Raw genomic sequence first — 22370 nt, forward strand, 5'->3', positions numbered from 1 at the left:
TCAAACGCGGTGTGTTGTGAAATCATTGCTCTTTAACAATCTGGAACAAGCTGAAAATTTGAAACCGTCAGTGTTATGGAATGATAACATTGGTGAAACTCTCAACACTCCGACCGGAAGACTTCTTCGGGTTGTGAGGTTAAGCGACTAAGCGTACACGGTGGATGCCTAGGCAGTCAGAGGCGATGAAGGACGTGCTAATCTGCGAAAAGCGCCGGTGAGCTGATATGAAGCGCTATCAGCCGGCGATGTCCGAATGGGGAAACCCGGTGCAATCCGTTGCACCATCATTAACTGAATCCATAGGTTAATGAGGCGAACCGGGGGAACTGAAACATCTCAGTACCCCGAGGAAAAGAAATCAACCGAGATTCCCCCAGTAGCGGCGAGCGAACGGGGAGGAGCCCAGAACCAGCATCAGTGTGTGTGTCAGTGGAAGCGCCTGGAAAGGCGCACAGTAAAGGGTGATAGTCCCGTACACGAAGAGACACAGGCTGTGAGTTCGATGAGTAGGGCGGGACACGTGTTATCCTGTCTGAATATGGGGGGACCATCCTCCAAGGCTAAATACTCCTGACTGACCGATAGTGAACCAGTACCGTGAGGGAAAGGCGAAAAGAACCCCGGCGAGGGGAGTGAAAAAGAACCTGAAACCGTGTACGTACAAGCAGTGGGAGCCTTGATTTATCAGGGTGACTGCGTACCTTTTGTATAATGGGTCAGCGACTTATATTCTGTAGCAAGGTTAACCGCATAGGGGAGCCGCAGGGAAACCGAGTCTTAACGGGGCGTTAAGTTGCAGGGTATAGACCCGAAACCCGGTGATCTAGCCATGGGCAGGTTGAAGGTTGGGTAACACTAACTGGAGGACCGAACCGACTAATGTTGAAAAATTAGCGGATGACTTGTGGCTGGGGGTGAAAGGCCAATCAAACCGGGAGATAGCTGGTTCTCCCCGAAAGCTATTTAGGTAGCGCCTCGTGAATTCATCTTCGGGGGTAGAGCACTGTTTCGGCTAGGGGGTCATCCCGACTTACCAACCCGATGCAAACTGCGAATACCGAAGAATGTTATCACGGGAGACACACGGCGGGTGCTAACGTCCGTCGTGAAGAGGGAAACAACCCAGACCGCCAGCTAAGGTCCCCAAGTCATGGTTAAGTGGGAAACGAAGTGGGAAGGCTCAGACAGCCAGGATGTTGGCTTAGAAGCAGCCATCATTTAAAGAAAGCGTAATAGCTCACTGGTCGAGTCGGCCTGCGCGGAAGATGTAACGGGGCTAAACCATGCACCGAAGCTGCGGCAGCGACATGTAAGTGTCGTTGGGTAGGGGAGCGTTCTGTAAGCCGTTGAAGGTCCACTGTGAGGTGGGCTGGAGGTATCAGAAGTGCGAATGCTGACATAAGTAACGATAAAGCGGGTGAAAAACCCGCTCGCCGGAAGACCAAGGGTTCCTGTCCAACGTTAATCGGGGCAGGGTGAGTCGACCCCTAAGGCGAGGCTGAAAAGCGTAGTCGATGGGAAACAGGTTAATATTCCTGTACGGGCCCGAATTGCGATGGGGGGACGGAGAAGGCTAGGCAAGCCGGGCGACGGTCGTCCCGGTTTAAGTGTGTAGGTGGGCTAACTTGGCAAATCCGGTTAGCCACAACACTGAGGCACGATGACGAGGCACCACGGTGCTGAAGTTGCTGATGCCCCGCTTCCAGGAAAAGCCCCTAAGCTCCAGATTCGGGTCCATCGTACCCCAAACCGACACAGGTGGTCAGGTAGAGAATACTCAGGCGCTTGAGAGAACTCGGGTGAAGGAACTAGGCAAAATGGTGCCGTAACTTCGGGAGAAGGCACGCTGGCGTTAGGTGAAGGAACCTGCTTCCGGAGCCGAGGCCAGTCGCAGATACCAGCTGGCTGCAACTGTTTAATAAAAACACAGCACTGTGCAAACACGAAAGTGGACGTATACGGTGTGACGCCTGCCCGGTGCTGGAAGGTTAATTGATGGGGTTATCGCCTCGGCGAGAAGCTCTTGATCGAAGCCCCAGTAAACGGCGGCCGTAACTATAACGGTCCTAAGGTAGCGAAATTCCTTGTCGGGTAAGTTCCGACCTGCACGAATGGCGTAATGATGGCCAGGCTGTCTCCACCCGAGACTCAGTGAAATTGAACTCGCTGTGAAGATGCAGTGTACCCGCGGCAAGACGGAAAGACCCCGTGAACCTTTACTATAGCTTGACACTGAACATGGAGCCTTGATGTGTAGGATAGGTGGGAGGCTTGGAAGTGTGGACGCCAGTCTGCATGGAGCCATCCTTGAAATACCACCCTTGAATGTTTGATGTTCTAACGCCGGCCCGTTATCCGGGTTGCGGACAGTGTCTGGTGGGTAGTTTGACTGGGGCGGTCTCCTCCCAAAGTGTAACGGAGGAGCACGAAGGTTAGCTAATCACGGTCGGACATCGTGAGGTTAGTGCAAAGGCATAAGCTAGCTTGACTGCGAGAGTGACGGCTCGAGCAGGTACGAAAGTAGGTCTTAGTGATCCGGTGGTTCTGCATGGAAGGGCCATCGCTCAACGGATAAAAGGTACTCCGGGGATAACAGGCTGATACCGCCCAAGAGTTCATATCGACGGCGGTGTTTGGCACCTCGATGTCGGCTCATCACATCCTGGGGCTGAAGTAGGTCCCAAGGGTATGGCTGTTCGCCATTTAAAGTGGTACGCGAGCTGGGTTTAGAACGTCGTGAGACAGTTCGGTCCCTATCTGCCGTGGGCGTTGGAAGATTGCAAGGGGCTGCTCCTAGTACGAGAGGACCGGAGTGGACGCACCACTGGTGTTCGGGTTGTCATGCCAATGGCACTGCCCGGTAGCTAAGTGCGGAAGAGATAACCGCTGAAAGCATCTAAGCGGGAAACTTGCCTTAAGATGAGTCTTCCCTTACCCCTAGAGGGTACTGAAGGAACGTTCGAGACGAGGACGTGGATAGGCCGGGTGTGTAAGCGTTGCGAGACGTTGAGCTAACCGGTACTAATGAACCGTGCGGCTTAACCTGACAACACCGAAGGGGTTTTCGGGAGTGGAAAGAGAGAGACGGGTTTCAGCGTAGAAAAGCAGCTTGTTCGGGATTGAAAACAGGATTTGTCTGGCGGCAATAGCGCGGTGGTCCCACCTGACCCCATGCCGAACTCAGCAGTGAAACGCCGTAGCGCCGATGGTAGTGTGGGGTCTCCCCATGTGAGAGTAGGGCACTGCCAGACATCAATTAGCCAGAGAAGCCATCCGTCATCGGATGGCTTTTTTGCGTTTGGGTGTTTGGAAAAATCAATTTTGACCTCATCAATGAACTCTATAACACGGCTTTTCCTTTACATGAGCAGAGAAGTCATCAGGGCCGTTTGTCTTAAGCTACCCTGAGCAGCTAAGCAAACAGAGTTATCAGGCGTTTAAAGATTGTTTGAACCTCCAAGTTATGAACTCTGCCTATCTTTAATTTTATTAATGAAAGGTTGATATTGGTTACATCGTATTATGACTAATATCACCTTAACTTTTCTCCCTTATTCTGATAACTATTTTCCATATAATAAAATGAAATAATTTCAATTTGAGTACAATAACTCGACATTTTCCTTCCGTTTGGGGTAAATTTGGCTATCTAGAAGTCTAAAGGTAAAAACTAAATAGTCGAGGTTTTAAGCAATGCCAATTCGTGTACCAGATGAATTACCTGCGGTGAATGCTCTTCGCAATGAAAACATCTTTGTTATGACGTCAACACGGGCCAATATTCAGAATATTCGTCCATTGAAGGTATTGCTGCTCAACTTAATGCCAAAGAAGATAGAAACAGAAAACCAGTTTATTCGCTTATTGTCTAACACACCGCTTCAAATCGATATTCAATTGCTGCGCATTGATAGTCGTCAATGTAAGAATACCCCTGCTGAACACCTGGATACTTTTTATTGTGATTTTGATTCAATAAAAGATCAAAATTTTGATGGATTGATTGTCACAGGCGCCCCGTTAGGACTTATTGAATTTGAAGATGTGGTGTATTGGAGTGAAGTTGAAAAAATAGTGACTTGGGCAAAAGAACATGTTACTTCGACACTTTTTGTTTGTTGGGCGGTTCAAGCTGCATTAAAAGTTCTTTATCAACTTCCCAAGCATACCCGAAAAACTAAACTCTCTGGTGTTTATTCTCATTCAACTTTAAATCCTCTGGCATTGTTAACCCGTGGATTTGACGAAACATTTTTTGCTCCTCACTCGCGTTTTGCTGATTTTCCTGAATCTCTTATTCGTGAACATACGGATTTAGATATTTTAGCCCGTTCAGAAGAGGCTGGAGCCTATTTATTTGCCAGTAAAGATAAGAGATTAGTATTTGTAACAGGGCATCCTGAATATGATGTAGGGACATTAGCTGCGGAATATTGGCGTGATCGTAATGCAGGTTTGGAACCAAAGTTGCCGGTCAATTACTTCCCGGATAACGATCCTGCAAATAAACCTGTTGCATCTTGGCGTAGTCACGGCCATTTACTATTTTTAAATTGGTTGAATTACTATGTCTACCAAATTACGCCATACGATCTTGCTTTTATGAACCCTACCTTAGATTAAACCCAATTTAAATTTTAAATAAAAATGAGGGGTTGCTGAAGCGAGACACTTCTCATTTTGTTAATTTTCCTTCCGTTGCTGTCGTTCAATCATCAACCGTGATTTTTCATGCATAACAAAAACTTAACATTGTTGAGTGGAATTTTTCGGAATTTATTTCCTTACTTTTTTTATCTTTAACTTGTCTTAATTTATTGATTATATTTAATTAATTTTAATTATTAAAAATAATGGAAACTGTTTTTGATTTATTTTTTTAATTGATTATTCTTAAGCAGATGAGTGCTTAAATGTGAGAAGTGGGGAAATTATGCAGCAGGCATTAGCAACAAAATTAACCTTTATTAAACCTTTTGGAGAGGCGGAGAAACAGGTGTTATCACCTGAATCTATTCGCTTTTTAGAAGAATTAATTATCGAATTTTCTGACAGACGTACAAAATTATTGAATGAACGTGTACGTTGGCAGGAAAATATAGATAATGGTTCATTACCTGACTTTATTTCGGAAACAGCTTCCATTAGAAATGGGAATTGGAAAATTCAGGGAATACCCGATGATCTCAAAGATCGTCGAGTTGAAATAACCGGTCCTGTAGAGCGCAAGATGGTCATCAATGCCTTAAATGCCAATGTAAAAGTATTTATGGCCGATTTTGAGGATTCATTGGCACCTGAATGGGATAAGGTTATCAATGGACAGATTAACTTAAGGGATGCTGTCAATGGGACTATCTCATATACCAATGAGCAGGGTAAGCGTTATGAGTTGAAAGCAGATCCTGCAGTATTGATTGCCCGGGTTAGGGGATTACATCTATCAGAAAAACATATCCTCTACAAGAACGAACCGATTTCTGGTGGGTTGTTTGATTTTGCTCTCTATTTCTACTTGAATCATAAGAAATTACTGCAAAAAGGCAGTGGTCCTTATTTTTATCTACCTAAAATACAGAGCTACCATGAAGCACAATGGTGGAGTGATGTTTTCAGTTTTACAGAATCACGTTTCAATTTGCCAATAGGTACGATTAAGGCAACGGTTTTGATTGAAACCTTGCCAGCCGTATTCCAGATGGATGAAATTTTGTATCACTTGCGTCATCACATCGTTGGCCTGAATTGTGGGCGCTGGGATTATATTTTCAGTTATATCAAGACACTGAAAAATCATGCTGACCGCGTTTTGCCGGATCGTCAATCCGTGACGATGACACAACCTTTCTTGAGTGCTTACTCTCGCTTGCTGATTAAAACCTGTCATAAACGTGGCGCATTTGCAATGGGCGGGATGTCGGCATTTATTCCTAGTAAAGATCCTGTGCAAAATCAGCAGGTTTTGGACAAAGTCAGAGCGGATAAAGAGCTGGAAGCCAATAACGGTCATGATGGTACATGGGTGGCGCATCCAGGGCTTGCAGATATTGTCATGGAGGTTTTTGACACAAAGCTGGGAGAACGTCACAACCAATTAACCGTTTTACGTGAAGAAGATGAGGCGATTACGGCTGAACAATTACTTGCGCCTTGTTTGGGAGAAAGAACAGAAGAGGGAATGCGCGCAAATATTCGAGTTGCCGTTCAGTACATAGAAGCCTGGATTTCGGGGAATGGCTGTGTACCGATTTACGGTTTAATGGAAGATGCTGCTACAGCAGAGATTTCCCGAACTTCGATTTGGCAATGGATCCGCCATGAAAAATCACTCTCTAACGGTAAAAAAGTGACAAAGGAACTGTTCAGAGAAATGTTAAAAGAAGAACTCGATGTTATTAAACAGGAAGTTGGGGAGCTGCGTTTTAATCAAGGACGGTTTATGGAAGCTTCTGATTTAATGGAAAGAATTACCACTCAGGACAACTTAATTGATTTCCTAACATTACCTGGTTATCAGTTATTAGACTAGCTTAAAGACAATAATGGCAAAAATATCCGATTAATTAAAAATAGGAAGTAGAACATCATGACCATATCCCGGAAACAACAAATCGCTCAGTTGGAACAAGAGTGGCAACAACCGCGTTGGAAAGGTGTCACTCGACCATATAGTGCTGAAGACGTCGTCAAATTGCGTGGTTCGATTAATCCTGAACATACTTTAGCGCAAATGGGGGCGAAAAAATTATGGAACTTGTTGAATGGTAAAGCAAAAAAAGGCTATGTGAATGCGCTTGGGGCGCTGACAGGCGGCCAGGCACTTCAACAAGCTAAAGCAGGTATTGAGGCGGTTTATCTTTCCGGCTGGCAAGTGGCGGCAGATGCGAACACCGCAGCGAGCATGTATCCTGATCAATCATTGTATCCTGTTGATTCTGTTCCTAATGTAATCAAACGTATTAATAATAGCTTCCGTCGTGCAGATCAGATCCAATGGTCAAGTGGTATCGAGCCAGATAGTCAAGAGTATATTGACTATTTCCTGCCGATTGTCGCTGATGCAGAAGCGGGGTTTGGTGGGGTATTGAACGCATTTGAACTGATGAAAGCGATGATCGAGGCTGGTGCCGCGGCAGTGCATTTTGAAGATCAACTGGCGGCAGTGAAAAAATGTGGACACATGGGTGGGAAAGTCTTGGTTCCGACTCAAGAGGCTATTCAGAAGTTGGTCGCTGCACGATTAGCGGCTGATGTCTCTGGTGTACCCACCTTGCTAATCGCTCGCACTGACGCAGATGCAGCAGATTTACTGACTTCAGATTGTGATCCTTATGACAAAACGTTCATTACTGGCAAACGAACCTGTGAAGGTTTCTATTGCACCCGTGCTGGTATTGAACAAGCTATCAGTCGTGGATTGGCTTATGCGCCTTACGCCGATGTTGTCTGGTGCGAAACCTCGACACCGGATATTGAAGCTGCTCGTTGTTTTGCTGAAGCCATCCATGCTAAATATCCTGGCAAGTTGTTAGCTTATAACTGTTCGCCTTCTTTCAACTGGAAAAAGCATCTGGATGATAAAACGATCTCCAGTTTCCAGGATCAGTTATTTGCGATGGGATATAAATTCCAGTTCATCACACTCGCGGGTATACATAGCATGTGGTTCAACATGTTTGATTTGGCCTACGATTACGCACGTGGTGAAGGAATGAAACATTATGTTGAAAAAGTTCAGGAACAAGAATTTGCTGCCCTTGACCATGGTTATACATTCTCCTCACATCAGCAGGAAGTTGGTACGGGATATTTTGATAAGGTGACCACGATTATTCAGGGAGAGGGTTCTTCTGTGACTGCATTAACCGGATCAACTGAAGAACAGCAATTCTAAGTTCATTATCCTGATTGAGGTAGCAAATTGTGGGGGAATTCCAATAAAGGGATACCCCTTTACGTGTCGGGTAAAGGTGGCTAAATATGGAAATAGATCTCGCACATTTAATTGCACAAACCATTTTACAGGGATTTGATGCGCAATATGGTCGGTTTCTGGAAGTCACTTCTGGGGCGCAGCAACGTTTTGAACAGGCTGACTGGCCGGCTGTACAACAGGCGATGAAAAAGCGGATTAACTTGTATGATCATCATGTTGGATTGGTGGTGGAGCAATTGAAACGCATTCACACTCCGTTACAATATGATGAAGATTACATTGCCGAAGTTAAAGCGGTTTATACCTGTTTACTGCCTGATTATCCGCGTTTTGAAATTGCAGAAAGTTTTTTTAATTCAGTTTACTGTCGATTTTTCAAACATCGTAACTTGAAACCAGAAAACCTCTATATCTTTTCTTCTCAACCTTCTTCCCGTTTTCGCCATATTTCTCGCCCATTATCACGGGATTTTTTCCCTGATGGGGATCTTGCATCAATGCTGCGAACCATTTTAAATGATTTGCCATTACGCCTTAAATGGGAGGATTTAGATCGAGATATTGGTTATATCACGCAATATTTACAGAATACATTCTCCCAATGTGATTTATTACACTCCACATTCCAAATTGCTAATGAACTATTTTACCGTAATAAGGCAGCCTGGTTAGTAGGAAAAATTAGAATGGGGGCGATTGTGTATCCCTTTTTGTTACCGATTCATCACAATGAATCGGGGGGAATTTTTGTCGATACCTGTCTGACCAATTACGATGATGCCAGCATTGTTTTTGGTTTTGCCCGTTCCTATTTTATGGTTTACGCGCCCTTGCCCGCAGCGTTAGTTGAGTGGTTGCGTGAAATTCTTCCTACGAAATCCACGGCAGAGCTATACATGGCGATAGGCTGTCAGAAACACGGTAAAACAGAATACTACCGTGAATACCTGACATTCCTTAATGCCACTCAGGAACAGTTTACAATTGCACCAGGTGTGAAGGGCATGGTCATGCTGGTTTTCACTTTCCCGTCATTTGATCGTGTATTTAAAGTGATTAAAGACAAATTTGCACCACAGAAAGAGGTTTCTCAAGAACGTGTTCAGGAGTGCTATCGACTGGTAAAAGAGCATGATCGTGTTGGAAGAATGGCAGATACTCAGGAATTCGAAAACTTTGTGATTGATAAACGCCATATTAGTCCTGAGTTAATGGATGAATTGCAAAAAGAGATACCCGAAAAGTTAGAAGATTTTGGAGATAAACTTTTGATAAAGCATCTTTATATGGAACGTAAAATGATACCGTTAAATATTTATATGGAACAGATCAATGAGGTGCAATTAAAGGATGTGATTGAAGAATACGGAAACGCCATTAAACAACTGGCTGCTGCAAATATTTTCCCTGGTGATATGTTGTTTAAAAACTTTGGTGTGACACGTCATGGGAGGGTGATTTTCTACGATTATGATGAAATTTGTTACATGACCGAAGTGAACTTTCGGGATATTCCTCCACCACGTTATCCTGAAGATGAATTGGCGAGTGAACCTTGGTATAGCGTTGCTGCTAACGATGTTTTTCCAGAAGAGTTTCGGCATTTTTTATGCACTGACAAACGTATTCGGTGTTATTTTGAAGAAAGTCACAGTGATCTATTTAAGGCAGATTATTGGCGGACTTTGCAAGAGCGGATTAAAAAAGGATATATAGAAGATGTTTTTGCTTATCGCCGTAGACAGCGGTTCAGTCAGCGTACTGAAATCAACCAAATAAAACGTATCATCAGTGGTATTACCATGTCCACATATAAAGATAATGAATTATTACATGATAAAGAATAGCGTAATGCCTTAACACCGCCATCCTTTTCTTCTGGGAAGAATTTAAAACAGTTCAGGCCATAACTCATCCCCAGCATTAATTCAGAAACAGTGTGGCAGAGGGATTGAGTCTGTATTTGCGGCTTTTAACAGTTCATCAGTCAATCCTGGGCTAATGGCAAATTGAACACCGCGGCAGACAATTATTCAGGATTAATGACAGAGCCTGCACTGATAATAGCTTGAGGCACTTCTTTGGCGATAAAACGAATGGTTTCCAGTGCACATTCAGTTCCTAATGTCACTTCCAGAGTACGAATTCTACCGGCAACCAATGCCCTCGCCAAAGGAATAGCATGTTCAATTTCATTGATAACAATGACAGGGCTATCGGTCAGGATATTTTCTGCGGTTGTTTTCCAAAGCCGTTTCTCCCGTTGATTAAAAGTAATGCAATATGTGCAATTCCGGCATTACAGTAGCTTGTGGGCATTGATAATGGACAACGACAGCACAGTCACGATTTAGCTTGCCAGTCTAAAATTACTTAATTCCACCATATTCTCGGCTAATTGCTTTTGCAGCCCGCATAACAAGAGCGCCAAGCTCAGTCACTCGATCATCAGAAATGCGTGATACTGGGCCGGAGATGGAAATAGCGGCAAAAGCCTCATGATGCTCATCATAGATACAGGCAGCAATACAGCGTAATCCTAATGCATGTTCTTCATCATCAAATGAAAAACCTTGTTTGCGGATCTGCTCGAGATTTTCTGTTAATGCTGCGGCGGTGGTACAGGTATGTTGGGTATAAGCGTGCATCCCTTTTTTATGCAGCAATTGGAGGCGTTTTTGTTCAGATAGGGTAGACAGCAGGGCTTTTCCAGCACCGGAAGCGTGCATTGGTAGTTTACCACCAATGGGGGCGGACATTCTCATCAGCGCGTTACATTGCACTTGATCGACAATCACGGCTTCATATTCATCCAGATTAAGGATGGCAAGGTTGACGGTTTCACCGGAATCTTCCATTAACTGACGCAATATCGGGTGAACCAGCACCATCAGATTACGGCTTTGTAGAAAACTACTGCCAACGACAAAAGCATGGGAAGCGATCACCCACAATCCTAGATCACCTATCTGGCGAACAAAACCATGCTGTTGCAAGGTGGTTAAAAGGCGGTGGGTAGTGGAGTTGGGCAAACCAGCTTGTATCGCCAGATCAGTCAGGGCGACACCAATAGATGAATCGGAAATATATTCCAAAAGTGTTAGCCCTCGACTTAAAGATTGAACCTGACCGCTTGCAGCGGCACTGTTTGTCATCGTTTTCGTTTTTTTTGTGCGTTTGCTGGCAATGGCTGTGCTCATAAGATTCCCTCTGAATAATCGTCTGCTTGCAGCAACGATAGCTGCGATGGACACAAAATGGAATTTATTTTCGTTTTCTTATTATGGATGATAACGAGGGGAAAAACACATCCGATGTGTTGTGGTTTTTTCTTTGCAAGATCAAAAAACCCGCTTTTTATGCGGGTTTTCTGGCAAGATATTTGACTTTATTTTTTCAGCCTTCAAACAAACTCTGATGCAATGTCTGAATGACCTGTTCCGCATCGTTACCAGGAACAAGCAGACAGACATTATGGCTGCTTGCACCACAGCTAATCATGCGAATATTAAATGGCTCCAACACACCAAAAATTCCTTTTCCCAATCCTTTTGCCTGTGAAAGTTCATTACCGATAATCGCCACTAATGCCATATCTTCTTCGACTTCCACACGGCACAATTTAGAAAGTTCAGTTAACAATGCATTGGTTAGCAGGTTGCCATTAGTGCTGGTGGAACCTTTGGTATCCAGCGTCAGGGCGATGCTGACTTCTGATGTAGTAATCAAATCTACCGAAATATTATGGCGTGACAGTAAGGTAAAAACTTCAGCCAAAAAGCCCCTGGCATGTAGCATTTTCAGGCTATGTAATGTCAGTAAAGTTTGTTTACGGCGCAAGGCCAATGCACGAAACAGCGGAGGATTTTCTGTTTTATCACAAACCACCGTACCGCCTGCTTGTGGATCTTTGCTGGAGCCGACAAATACCGGAATGCCACAGCGAACAGCGGGTAGCAGAGTAGCAGGATGGAGGATTTTGGCACCAAATGTTGCCATTTCTGCCGCTTCATCAAAGGCAATTTTATTGATGCGTTTAGCTGTAGGAACAATACGGGGATCGGTAGTGTAGATGCCTGGAACATCTGTCCAGATATCAACACGCTGTAAACCAAGCGCTTCACCCAGTAAGGCGGCGGTATAATCACTGCCACCTCGCCCCAGCGTAGTTGTACGCCCTTTTTCTTCTCTGCCAATAAACCCTTGAGTAATGACGATGGTATCGTTCAGGCGAGGATGAAGAGATTCCATTGCCAAAGTATGGAGCTGGAGTATATCTGGCTCTGCCTGCCCAAAGTTATCATTGGTTCGCATGATCCGCCGGATATCAAACCATTCGGCATCCATATTGCGTTGACGCAGCAACTCTACAAACAATAAGGTGGACATAACTTCACCGTGGCTAACCAATTCATCTATCAATGCTTCTGAAGTAGCAAGCGATGCTGCTTCTGACAGCATTTCAATATTTTCCAGCAGACGATTTATTTCCTCACGGATCACACCAGCGTCATTCAATCGGTCAATAATGGCGTATTGAATGTCACGGATCTGTTTCAGGTAGTTCTCCCGTTTGTCACTCTCGCAGCCAGCGGCTAATGCAACCAGCAAATTGGTTACGCCAGCGGAAGCTGACAGAACGATCACACGGATATTGGTGTCCGCCAAGATAATGTCGGCGCAATGATTCATGGCATCAAAGTCTGCCACACTAGTACCACCAAATTTTGCTACTACATACTGTGAGTTAGGAGATGAAACAGCACACATGAATGATAACCTTTTGTTCGGAGGATAGTTCAGAGAGTAGGCTTTTAGAAATATCGGGTTAGGCGTATGGAGTCAATATTTGATGATGAAGCATAAATAATTTTCATGATGGAAAAGCAATTATCGTTTTTGCCTATCTCAACAATTAAGACTGGAAATCATGGGCTATTTTGACCAATATCAGTGATTACAAGGAAAAGGAGATTAATCACAGAATTAAACCGTTACAATCTGTGCATTCCTATTGTTATTGACAGTTGATAGAGAGCATTATTCATGAAAAGCATCAACCCTAGCCAGACCGAAGCCTGGAAAGCATTGCAGCAGCATTTTGAGCAAATGAAAAATGTGCATTTGCGGGATCTGTTTGAACAGGATAAAAAACGATTTACGACATTTTCTGCGACGTTTGATCAGCAGATTCTGGTGGATTACGCTAAAAACCGTATCACCGCGGAAACACTGGAGAAATTACAAGCATTGGCGCAAGAAACCGATTTAGCCAGCGCAATTCGCAGCATGTTCTCTGGTGAGAAAATCAATCGTACTGAAGATCGTGCGGTGCTGCATATTGCCCTACGTAACCGTAGTAATACTCCGATTATGGTGGATGGCGAAGATGTGATGCCGCAAGTCAATGCGGTGTTGGCGAAAATGAAATCATTCAGTGAGCGCATCATTAGTGGCGAGTGGAAAGGCTATACAGGCAAAGCTATTACAGATGTCGTCAATATTGGCATTGGTGGCTCTGATCTTGGTCCTTATATGGTGACTGAAGCACTGAAAGCGTATAAAAATCACCTGAATATGCATTTTGTTTCCAATGTTGATGGAACCCACATTGTCGAAACACTAAAAAACTTAGATCCAGAAACCACTTTATTTTTGGTTGCCTCCAAGACGTTTACCACGCAAGAAACGATGACCAATGCACATTCTGCCCGCCATTGGTTCCTGCAAAGTGCTGTTGATGAAACGTATATTGCGAAACATTTTGCGGCATTATCCACCAATGAACAAGAAGTGAGAAAATTCGGCATCGATCCCCAAAACATGTTTGAGTTCTGGGATTGGGTAGGGGGACGCTATTCGCTTTGGTCTGCAATTGGTTTATCTATTGCGCTTTCCATTGGTTATGAAAATTTCGAACAGCTGCTAAGTGGCGCCCATGCCATGGATAAACACTTTGAGCAAACGGCCTTCGAGCAGAACATTCCTGTTTTGCTGGCACTGATCGGCATCTGGTACAACAATTTCTTTGGTGCGGAAACTGAAGCGATTCTGCCTTACGATCAATACTTGCACCGTTTTGCTGCCTATTTCCAACAAGGCAATATGGAATCAAATGGTAAGTATGTCGATCGTAATGGCAATCCGGTGAATTACCAGACAGGGCCGATTATCTGGGGCGAGCCTGGCACTAATGGTCAACATGCGTTCTATCAGCTTATCCACCAGGGAACTAAATTGATCCCGTGTGATTTTATTGCGCCAGCAATCAGCCATAATCCAGTGAGTGATCACCACAGTAAACTGCTCTCTAACTTCTTTGCACAAACTGAAGCATTGGCATTTGGTAAAACACAGGCTCAGGTGGAAGCTGAATTTGCGCAAGCAGGAAAAAATGCTGAAGACGTGGCAAATGTTGTGCCATTCAAAGTGTTTGAAGGTAACCGTCCGACCAACTCTATTTTATTACGTGAAATTACCCCATTCAGTTTGGGCGCATTGATTGCTATGTATGAACATAAGATCTTTGTTCAAGGTGCCATTCTGAATATCTTCTCATTTGACCAATGGGGCGTAGAATTGGGCAAACAATTGGCGAACCGTATTTTGCCTGAGCTGCACGATGCAGAAGCTGTAACTAGCCATGACAGCTCTACAAATGGGCTGATTAACCAATTCAAAACATGGCGTTAATCTGAACTGCCGTATTATCTATACGCATTAAATTTCAAGTTGCAATTTACAACACGATGAAACCTGATTTCTCCCCGCGAAGCGGGGAGAAGTTAGATTGGTAAATCTCTTCTCACCTTAATAACGGTTATTAAGGTGAGTTTTTTTGTGAATTACATAATTTGTTATCAACTTTTAATTTTATTGGTTTGCAACATGATATCCTCACTCCCCATCGTTGTGCTGTCGGGGAAATGGCTATTCCCCGCAATGGGAAAATAACATGGTAGATGACACAATATTAACTTCACCCTCCATTCACTGGTTATCGTCAGATAAGACTGACTATATTCCTGAATCTGTTTTCGATTGGCTGATGGAAGCCGGCTCAATGACACGTCGTTTTGAACAACATTGTCAGAATGTATCGGTGATGCCTTTCCGGGAGGGCTTTATCACTCCGGAAGCGTTAAGTAGTGAAAGTGAGCACTTACCTGTAAGTGAAAAATACTGGTTGCGTGAAACGGTCTTGTATGGGGATAACATCCCGTGGCTTTTAGGACGTACTATTATTCCAGTGGAAACACTCACAGGCCCAGATAAGAAATTGGTTGATATCGGAACTGTGCCACTTGGACGTTATCTTTTTAGTGGTAATAATCTAACACGGGATTATATTCAAATAGGCCAGCAGGGGGATCATTGGGTACGCCGTTCCTTATTGAGGCTGTCAGGCAAACCGCTGTTGCTCACAGAGACTTTTTTACCGAATTCACCTGTATATAAATAGAATTAAGATCAACAGAACTGAAGGGGAGAAATAGATTGAAGGTCAGTATGACGCGAGATAAATGGCGTGCTTATTGCCGTTTAATGCGTATTGATAAACCTATTGGCGCATTATTACTATTATGGCCAACCTATTGGGCATTGTGGATCGCCGCAAAAGGCATACCAGATTGGCACATAGGATTAGTATTTACTCTTGGTGTGTTTTTTATGCGTGCGGCGGGATGTTGCATTAATGACTTCGCAGACAGAAAATTTGATGGGTATGTAGAACGGACAAAATCTCGTCCTCTCCCTAGTGGCGCTATTACCGAAAAAGAAAGCAAAATCTTGTTTGCCACACTGGTACTCATTTCTTTCGCACTGGTTTTGACACTGAATAAAATGACGATTGCATTGTCGGTCGTTGGTCTGGCATTGGCGTGTGTTTACCCTTTTGTCAAGCGTGTTAGTCACTTGCCACAAGTTGTGTTAGGTGCGGCTTACGGCTGGTCAATTCCGATGGCCTTTGCCGCAGTTAGTGAATCCTTACCCTTGGAATGCTGGCTGTTATTTTTAGCTAATATCATTTGGTCTGTAATTTACGATACGCAGTATGCCATGGTTGATCGTGACGATGACCTGAAAATCGGCGTGAAATCGACCGCCGTACTTTTCGGACGCTTTGATAAACTGATCATTGGCATTCTGCAATTCATCATGCTGGGCATTTTGGTCTTCGTTGGCGGGATGGTGAATCTGGGCGGGATCTATTATTGGACGGTATTGCTGGTAACAGCATTATTCATTTATCAGCAAAAATTGATCACAAATCGGGAAAGGTCTGCCTGTTTTCACGCTTTTATGAACAATAACTACGTTGGTTTAGTTCTGTTCCTCGGCATCTTTTTTAGCTATGTCTAATAGGGTGTAGCGTTTAGATAACGGGCGGATTACCACCCGTTATCTTCTGACCAGCGTGGTGTCGTTATTGCTGATCTTGTGTTACCTGTAAAGGTTCATTTTGTTCTGGTGGCATACTGACACTTTCAATCGTCAAACGAATTTCAGGTGACATCAGCTCACTCAATACATGATAGAGTTCCTGGGCACTGGTGGTAATCATATCGCCGCTGTCTTGAATATAACCTTCTTCACGTAACGTATTGACCGAGGAAACAAAAACGGCCTTGTCAAAGAACTCCGGCGCATTGATGCCATGCAGCACTGACAGACGTTGTGCCAGCATCCGGCTCTCTTTTTCCAGTACACCACGGCTGATTTCAGGTGTGGCATTCAACAAAGAGAGCGTAATGGCATAACGTTGCAGCGTTTCCCTGATGCCGGCTGCCAGCAATTGCAGCGGGCGAATACGCGCAGGATTTAGCACCAGCATTCCTTGCTCTTTGTTGCAGACAAGGCATTGGCGTGCCAGCTCATCAATCAAGGTATTGACAACCTCCGGGAGCGTTTCCTTGCTGTAACGCATGAAAAGTTCCTGCTTGATCAGCGGATAAATCAGCGCTACTTGTCTGAGCAATTCACTGCGACTAATGCGGCGGTGATGCATAATAATACTGGTAATCAGGGATGGTAGGATCAATAAGTGCTGGATATTATTACGATAATAAGTCATCAATACCGCGCTTTCACGTGGCAGGATAATAATATCTCCCAGACTATCTTTCTCGACCTCAAACTTATCCATCATAAGAGCGTGATCTAGCAACTCTTCTGCGGTTTGGTTTGGCACCGTGATATTGTCAGTGTAAGGCACATTACGCAGTAATTGCAGATAGCAATCCAACTGCTCAATAAGCTGTTCACGGGTCAGTGCTCGCTGGCGTGATGACAATAATGCCGTAGTGCATAAATTAATAGCATTGGCAGCGGCAGCATTATTGATATTGACCATAATATTGTTAGCCAGTTTACTGACTGTTGGCGTCAGCCATGTTGGACGTTGCGATTCGATTGGATCAATGGAATCACGCCACTCTGGGACATGTTGATTCAGGTATTGTGTCAACGGGATAGGTTCACCAAAATTCACGTAACCTTGTCCCAGATTACGTAATTTACGCAACCCGCGCACCATCTGGAAAAAGCTCTCTTTTTCCTTGGTTGCACCGCGCAGCTCTTTGGCATACGTTGCCACTTCCATCACATGCTCATAACCGATATAGATCGGCACAATCGTGATGGGACGAGATTCCCCTCGCAGCATGGCTTGCAAGGTCATGGAGAGCGTTCCAGTTTTGGGATCAAGCAAACGACCAGTCCGGGAGCGTCCTCCTTCGACAAAGTATTCAACTGAATAACCACGGGTAAACAACTCGCCGAGATATTCACGAAAGAGGGTTGAATAGAGCTTATTACCTTTAAATGTACGGCGGATAAAGAATGCACCGAGACGACGGAATATCGGGCCGGCAGGCCAGAAATTCAGGTTAATGCCCGCAGCAATATGAGGTGGAACCAGCCCTTGGTGATAGAGCACATAAGAGAGCAAAAGGTAGTCCATATGGCTGCGATGGCATGGAACATAAACCAGTTCATGGCCATCCTGCGCCAACTTGCGAACCCGTTCGGCGTTATGAACATTGATGCCTTGATACAAACGGTTCCAGGTCCAGCTTAAAACCCGATCGGTCAAGCGTACGGTTTCATAGGAGAAATCCGCGGCAATCTCTTCCAACATATTGATGGCGTTCTGCTTTGCTTTTTCGGGAGAGATTTTCTTACTACGGGCTTCATCAGCAATCGCTTTTTCTATTGCTTTTGATGTCAGCAACTTGTTGAACAGATCCTGCCTGGCAGGCAAACGCGGCCCAACTGCCGCAAGACGCTGGCGAGAATAGTGCATCCGAGCCACACGGGCGAGTTTATTGGCGATGATATTATCTGCACCATGCTCGTCAGCCATACGGCGTAAAGACACCGGTGTGGAGAAACGGACAAAACTATCCCGTCCAAGCCATAAGATGGCAAATAATTTTTGTACACCGTTTAGCAAACGTAATTGTGGGGTTGTATGTCCTTCTTGCCCTTCGCGTCCTGGGGAGCGGCCAAACATGACGGAAACGGGCACCATCTGGATATCTAGATCAGGATTATTGTGATGTAAGTCCAGATAAGAGTGAAAAATTTTCACAGATTCATGTTTTGGAGCATAACAACGGAACACACGTGGACCGTTATCGATAAAAACACAACTGGGAAGCTGTATATCACTAATTTCCAAAGGATCCAAAGGATCTGGTAAATCTTGCGCCAGACATTGTTGACGCAGAGTCAATAAGTCTGTTTTTGAGTGATACGGCAGTATATACAAAATAGGCCGAGTCGTATCAAGACGCAGCTCCGCAATAGGATCCGTAGGGATTAATTTACTTTTTACTAATAATTTTAGTGGTAAATTCAATAACTTATAATATATTTTACGCCAACCTGACATAACTGCTTTAAGCCTCTTGTTAGCAACGCATCGCAAGGATACCAGAAACAGATTTTGAGATCTGTGGAAATAAGACAATAATAAGAGCGAAAAGTTATATATCCATATCATCATTGAGTTCATTTAAAGAAATTTTATGGCAAATCAATCAACAGGTTTAAGTCGTATCATTAAAGCTGCTGGGTATTCGGTGAAAGGAATTAAGGCTGCATGGCAAAATGAAGCGGCATTTCGGCAGGAAGTAATTGCTGCCATACTTGCGATCATCATAGCATTTTCTTTAGATTTTAGCTTACTTGAGAGACTCTTCCTGATTGGCTCTATTATGCTGGTGGTCATTGTTGAAATTCTCAATAGTGCCATAGAAGCCGTCGTGGATCGCATTGGTAGTGAATATCATGAATTATCAGGTCGAGCGAAAGATATGGGATCTGCGGCGGTATTGCTCACCCTACTTTTGGCGTTATTTATTTGGGGAATGATCTTTTGGTCACATTTTATGGGCTGAGAAGTAGCGTGTTTTTTCATCAAATACGTTATTTAGTTGCTTTTACATGCCGACTGGTTCCCAATTCGGCTTTACCTGTATATACTCACAGTCTGACTGTATAAACAAACAGGGGGCGAAATGAAAGCGTTAACTGCCAGGCAGCAGCAAGTCTATGACTTGGTGCGTGACCATATTTCGCAAACGGGTATGCCACCAACACGTGCTGAAATTGCAGCGCAGCTTGGTTTTCGTTCACCTAACGCAGCAGAAGAGCATTTAAAGGCACTTGCGCGTAAAGGGGTGATAGAGATTATATCTGGTGCATCCAGAGGTATCCGTTTGCTGCTTGAAGAAAATGAAGGGGCAGGATTGCCGTTGATCGGTCGTGTTGCTGCCGGGGAACCACTGCTGGCTCAGGAACACATCGAAAGTCACTATAAGGTTGATCCTGAATTATTCAAACCAAGCGCTGATTTTTTATTACGTGTCAGTGGGATGTCCATGAAAGACATTGGGATTATGGATGGAGATTTACTGGCTGTACATAAAACACAGGATGTTCATAATGGGCAAGTTATTGTGGCGCGTATTGAAGATGAAGTCACAGTAAAACGCTTCAAACAAACAGGAAGCAAGATTGAACTGATTGCTGAGAATCCGGAATTTAAGCCTATTGTTGTTGATTTAAGTGAGCAAAATTTCACTGTTGAAGGATTGGCAGTCGGCATTATTCGTAATGGGGACTGGTTCTGATTGTAAAGGCGATAATTGCAGTTTGCCATCCTGGGGCGGTCATTTTTCCCAGAACCCGTTAAACTTAAGTTTAACAGGAGCTTGAAAAATATATGATTATATCAGTTATGACCGCCTCATTGTTCAATTTATCTTCAAGCGTTTTTTATTTCTTTCTATTTTCTTCAGCCGAATGATTGTGCTGGCATGTATCGCGCTCCGTGCAGGATTCAATTTCATGGCAGGAGGAACACATACCATGAACTTCTATCACACTATTTCGCAAATGAAATCCTGTACCTTGTGCCAACTGCTGAATAGCTGATGCTATATCCTTTGCATCCTTTTCGGTTACTAAACCACAAAATTCACAAATAAACATTGCCGAAGTGTGACTGGGCTCTTCAAAATGATGGCAAAGTACATAGCTGTTTGTGGATTCTATTTTGTGAATAAAACCTTGTTCCAGCAGAAACTCCAATCCACGATAAACTGTTGGAGGCTTAGCTTGTGGCTCAACTTCACGTAATAAATCCAGCAAATCATAAGCGCTTATTGCGCCAGGTTGTTCAGTGATTAAACGAAGAATTTCAAGGCGTTGAGGCGTCAAACGAACCCCTCTTGACAGGCATATTGTTTCAGCCTGTGCCAGTAACTTTTTTTGATTGATAGTTTTCATTACACCTCTCACACCTACACGATGCTAATGACTTTAATGTTATCATGTTTTTTAACCTGAGAGTGGGATCGATATGATGTTCAGTTCTCTTCTGATGTGCAATATGCCTGTGAAGAAAAGGGGTTAACTTGTCATGATGAGATACTTGAAAATAAAATTAATCCGTGGATAAGAACAATAAAATGGGTCAAATAACGAAGGAAACTTATTTAGATAATTATATTGGAAATTAAAATTATATTCTGTTTAAATATAGTCTTCTTTATTATTAACACTAAAAATAGTATTTTACATTACTAATATTAGAGATGGTCAACAATGATTAATGAAAAAGCTGTTTATTCTAGTAGTTCCACTTAGGAAGGAAAAAGATTTAAACATTAAAAATATTCTAAATACATCTTACTTAATGGATTAAAAATGAAAGAATTATTACAAAACCACCCGAATAATAGAAGATTTCCTGTTAATGGTTTTAGGATAATCAAAAATATCCTCAAGGAAAGAAAAGGCGTGGTATTTCTCAGACCTATTCAGATCGTGGGTTTAAGTGTTCTTTGGATTGCGACCTTTTTTCTGGTTGTATTCTCGGTTGGAGTAACGATCCTGATCTTTGCTTCTAATAACGTACCTTCAAAGGAATATATACTTTGGGCTAGCATGATTGGCTTGAGCTTACTTGGTATATATCTCTCCACATATAGTTTCCAACGCGTCAAAAATCTCCCTATTACCGAACAAAAACGTTATTACTTACAGGCAAAATATTCTGTTTTACCGGAAGAAAAACGTCAGGCATTGCGTTTGGATATCGTTAACTCTTATTACGAGGGTTTTTGGACAGAAACATTAGAACATTACCCTTTAAAAAGCCGAGTTTCTCGCGATAATTACCAATACCGTATCTTGCCCTTATCTGATGCAGAACCTCATCAGTCCCAAGTCTATACAAATTGGGGAATACTTGATGAAAAAGATTATTGGAAAGTATTGCATGATTTATGGGCAGGAATGCACTCAGAGCGTTTTGCGGTTGATGCAGTTTTTACCGATGGAGAAATGTTTAAGATACTTGGCAGTTTAATTGAAGAGCCAGAGGAATATATACAGCAATGTTCTCGCTCAATTAATGGACGCCCACCCGCTTTACTTTGGGGATTTGATCTCTGGCGAGCGATTGTTTTGAGCCGAAATTGTTTTGCGGCGGGCTATATTAGTGAAGAAACGGCGTGGAAAAATATATTAAAAACAGCCGATTATATTTATGAAATTTTTGGCAGCTTCGATGAATTCTATACGAATTATCGGTTAGGTAATGCCTATTGGAGTCGAGATTTTGACACAGTGAAAGGACGCCTAAAAGCGTTTTTGTTTTACAAGGAATATTGTGACTGGCCGATAGCTCAATTACCTTGGCCAAACCCGAAAGGTATCTTTATGGAACAATATATGAAAGAGGGTTTTGCTGATGTGGTCAATTCCATGTTGAAGGATCAAATGGAAGATTCACTTTATGATGAGATAATGGATGAAGATAGTAGTCATACTGAAATTCGCGTTTTGCACTAATAACCAACGGGAATAATTTCTTATTGCATTACATAGTAGCTCTCTAAAAAGAGCTACTATACTA

Annotated in this window: 14 protein-coding genes, 2 rRNA genes and 1 pseudogene; 12 read left to right on the plus strand and 5 right to left on the minus strand. The window is 43.5% G+C overall.

Annotation, left to right across the window (positions count from 1 at the left end; genetic code table 11):
• The first annotated feature begins 137 nt into the window (after positions 1 to 137).
• The 6 genes from WDV74_RS02880 to aceK all read left to right on the plus strand — a co-directional run bounded on the left by WDV74_RS02880 (position 138) and on the right by aceK (position 9786).
• A 23S ribosomal RNA gene (locus WDV74_RS02880) occupies positions 138 to 3049 on the plus strand.
• 89 nt (positions 3050 to 3138) lie between these two features.
• Positions 3139 to 3254, plus strand: a 5S ribosomal RNA gene (gene rrf / locus WDV74_RS02885).
• Between the two features lie 442 nt (positions 3255 to 3696).
• Positions 3697 to 4626 (plus strand): homoserine O-succinyltransferase, encoded by a 930-nt coding sequence (gene metA, locus WDV74_RS02890; RefSeq protein WP_338884480.1) that lies wholly within the window; start codon positions 3697 to 3699, stop codon positions 4624 to 4626.
• 307 nt (positions 4627 to 4933) lie between these two features.
• On the plus strand, positions 4934 to 6532 hold the full coding sequence (aceB, locus tag WDV74_RS02895) for a malate synthase A (RefSeq protein WP_338885522.1): 1599 nt from the start codon (positions 4934 to 4936) through the stop codon (positions 6530 to 6532).
• 57 nt (positions 6533 to 6589) lie between these two features.
• Entirely contained in the window at positions 6590 to 7897 is a 1308-nt protein-coding gene (aceA, locus tag WDV74_RS02900; protein ID WP_338884482.1) for an isocitrate lyase, read from the plus strand.
• A gap of 86 nt (positions 7898 to 7983) precedes the next feature.
• Positions 7984 to 9786, plus strand: a complete 1803-nt coding sequence (gene aceK, locus WDV74_RS02905; RefSeq protein ID WP_338884483.1) for a bifunctional isocitrate dehydrogenase kinase/phosphatase — start codon at positions 7984 to 7986, stop codon at positions 9784 to 9786.
• Here aceK and WDV74_RS02910 read toward each other — a convergent pair.
• From WDV74_RS02910 to lysC, 3 genes and pseudogenes are all read right to left on the minus strand, one after another.
• Positions 9693 to 10112: pseudogene (locus WDV74_RS02910) on the minus strand (hypothetical protein). The gene aceK and the pseudogene WDV74_RS02910 overlap by 94 nt on opposite strands.
• A 196-nt stretch (positions 10113 to 10308) precedes the next feature.
• Positions 10309 to 11139, minus strand: a complete 831-nt coding sequence (iclR, locus tag WDV74_RS02915; protein WP_338884485.1) for a glyoxylate bypass operon transcriptional repressor IclR — start codon at positions 11137 to 11139, stop codon at positions 10309 to 10311.
• Between the two features lie 196 nt (positions 11140 to 11335).
• Entirely contained in the window at positions 11336 to 12709 is a 1374-nt protein-coding gene (lysC, locus tag WDV74_RS02920; protein ID WP_338884486.1) for a lysine-sensitive aspartokinase 3, read from the minus strand.
• A gap of 276 nt (positions 12710 to 12985) precedes the next feature.
• Between lysC and pgi the strand changes: the two genes are divergently transcribed.
• From pgi to ubiA, 3 genes are all read left to right on the plus strand, one after another.
• Positions 12986 to 14632 (plus strand): glucose-6-phosphate isomerase, encoded by a 1647-nt coding sequence (gene pgi, locus WDV74_RS02925; RefSeq protein WP_338884488.1) that lies wholly within the window; start codon positions 12986 to 12988, stop codon positions 14630 to 14632.
• A gap of 262 nt (positions 14633 to 14894) precedes the next feature.
• Complete coding sequence (ubiC, locus tag WDV74_RS02930; RefSeq protein WP_338884490.1) at positions 14895 to 15401, plus strand: chorismate lyase; 507 nt, start codon at positions 14895 to 14897, stop codon at positions 15399 to 15401.
• A gap of 47 nt (positions 15402 to 15448) precedes the next feature.
• Positions 15449 to 16303 (plus strand): 4-hydroxybenzoate octaprenyltransferase, encoded by an 855-nt coding sequence (gene ubiA, locus WDV74_RS02935; RefSeq protein ID WP_338884492.1) that lies wholly within the window; start codon positions 15449 to 15451, stop codon positions 16301 to 16303.
• 64 nt (positions 16304 to 16367) lie between these two features.
• Here ubiA and plsB read toward each other — a convergent pair whose 3' ends face one another.
• On the minus strand, positions 16368 to 18836 hold the full coding sequence (gene plsB, locus WDV74_RS02940; protein ID WP_338884494.1) for a glycerol-3-phosphate 1-O-acyltransferase PlsB: 2469 nt from the start codon (positions 18834 to 18836) through the stop codon (positions 16368 to 16370).
• A 136-nt stretch (positions 18837 to 18972) separates the two neighbouring features.
• Here plsB and WDV74_RS02945 point away from each other — a divergent pair, with 136 nt between their 5' ends.
• Positions 18973 to 19344 (plus strand): diacylglycerol kinase, encoded by a 372-nt coding sequence (locus tag WDV74_RS02945; RefSeq protein WP_338884495.1) that lies wholly within the window; start codon positions 18973 to 18975, stop codon positions 19342 to 19344.
• A 120-nt stretch (positions 19345 to 19464) separates the two neighbouring features.
• On the plus strand, positions 19465 to 20079 hold the full coding sequence (lexA, locus tag WDV74_RS02950) for a transcriptional repressor LexA (RefSeq protein ID WP_338884497.1): 615 nt from the start codon (positions 19465 to 19467) through the stop codon (positions 20077 to 20079).
• A 145-nt stretch (positions 20080 to 20224) separates the two neighbouring features.
• On the opposite strand, the gene zur is transcribed toward lexA, so the two are convergent.
• Positions 20225 to 20737, minus strand: coding sequence for a zinc uptake transcriptional repressor Zur (zur, locus tag WDV74_RS02955; protein WP_338884499.1), 513 nt, complete (start codon positions 20735 to 20737; stop codon positions 20225 to 20227).
• 420 nt (positions 20738 to 21157) lie between these two features.
• Between zur and WDV74_RS02960 the strand changes: the two genes are divergently transcribed.
• The gene (locus WDV74_RS02960; protein WP_338884501.1) at positions 21158 to 22306 is read left to right on the plus strand and encodes a DUF1266 domain-containing protein; all 1149 of its coding nucleotides are present in this window, start codon (positions 21158 to 21160) and stop codon (positions 22304 to 22306) included.
• Positions 22307 to 22370: the final 64 nt, after the last annotated feature.

The sequence above is a fragment of the Xenorhabdus sp. TH1 genome (assembly GCF_037260955.1).
Lineage (GTDB): Bacteria > Pseudomonadota > Gammaproteobacteria > Enterobacterales > Enterobacteriaceae > Xenorhabdus > Xenorhabdus griffiniae.

Coding starts and splice junctions, on each gene's coding strand:
- metA (WP_338884480.1), top strand. CDS start 3,697: ATGCCAATTCGTGTACCAGATGAATTACCTGCGGTGAATGCTCTTCGC.
- aceA (WP_338884482.1), top strand. CDS start 6,590: ATGACCATATCCCGGAAACAACAAATCGCTCAGTTGGAACAAGAGTGG.
- aceK (WP_338884483.1), top strand. CDS start 7,984: ATGGAAATAGATCTCGCACATTTAATTGCACAAACCATTTTACAGGGA.
- iclR (WP_338884485.1), bottom strand. CDS start 11,139: ATGAGCACAGCCATTGCCAGCAAACGCACAAAAAAAACGAAAACGATG.
- lysC (WP_338884486.1), bottom strand. CDS start 12,709: ATGTGTGCTGTTTCATCTCCTAACTCACAGTATGTAGTAGCAAAATTT.
- pgi (WP_338884488.1), top strand. CDS start 12,986: ATGAAAAGCATCAACCCTAGCCAGACCGAAGCCTGGAAAGCATTGCAG.
- ubiC (WP_338884490.1), top strand. CDS start 14,895: ATGGTAGATGACACAATATTAACTTCACCCTCCATTCACTGGTTATCG.
- ubiA (WP_338884492.1), top strand. CDS start 15,449: ATGACGCGAGATAAATGGCGTGCTTATTGCCGTTTAATGCGTATTGAT.
- plsB (WP_338884494.1), bottom strand. CDS start 18,836: ATGTCAGGTTGGCGTAAAATATATTATAAGTTATTGAATTTACCACTA.
- WDV74_RS02945 (WP_338884495.1), top strand. CDS start 18,973: ATGGCAAATCAATCAACAGGTTTAAGTCGTATCATTAAAGCTGCTGGG.
- lexA (WP_338884497.1), top strand. CDS start 19,465: ATGAAAGCGTTAACTGCCAGGCAGCAGCAAGTCTATGACTTGGTGCGT.
- zur (WP_338884499.1), bottom strand. CDS start 20,737: ATGAAAACTATCAATCAAAAAAAGTTACTGGCACAGGCTGAAACAATA.
- WDV74_RS02960 (WP_338884501.1), top strand. CDS start 21,158: ATGAAAGAATTATTACAAAACCACCCGAATAATAGAAGATTTCCTGTT.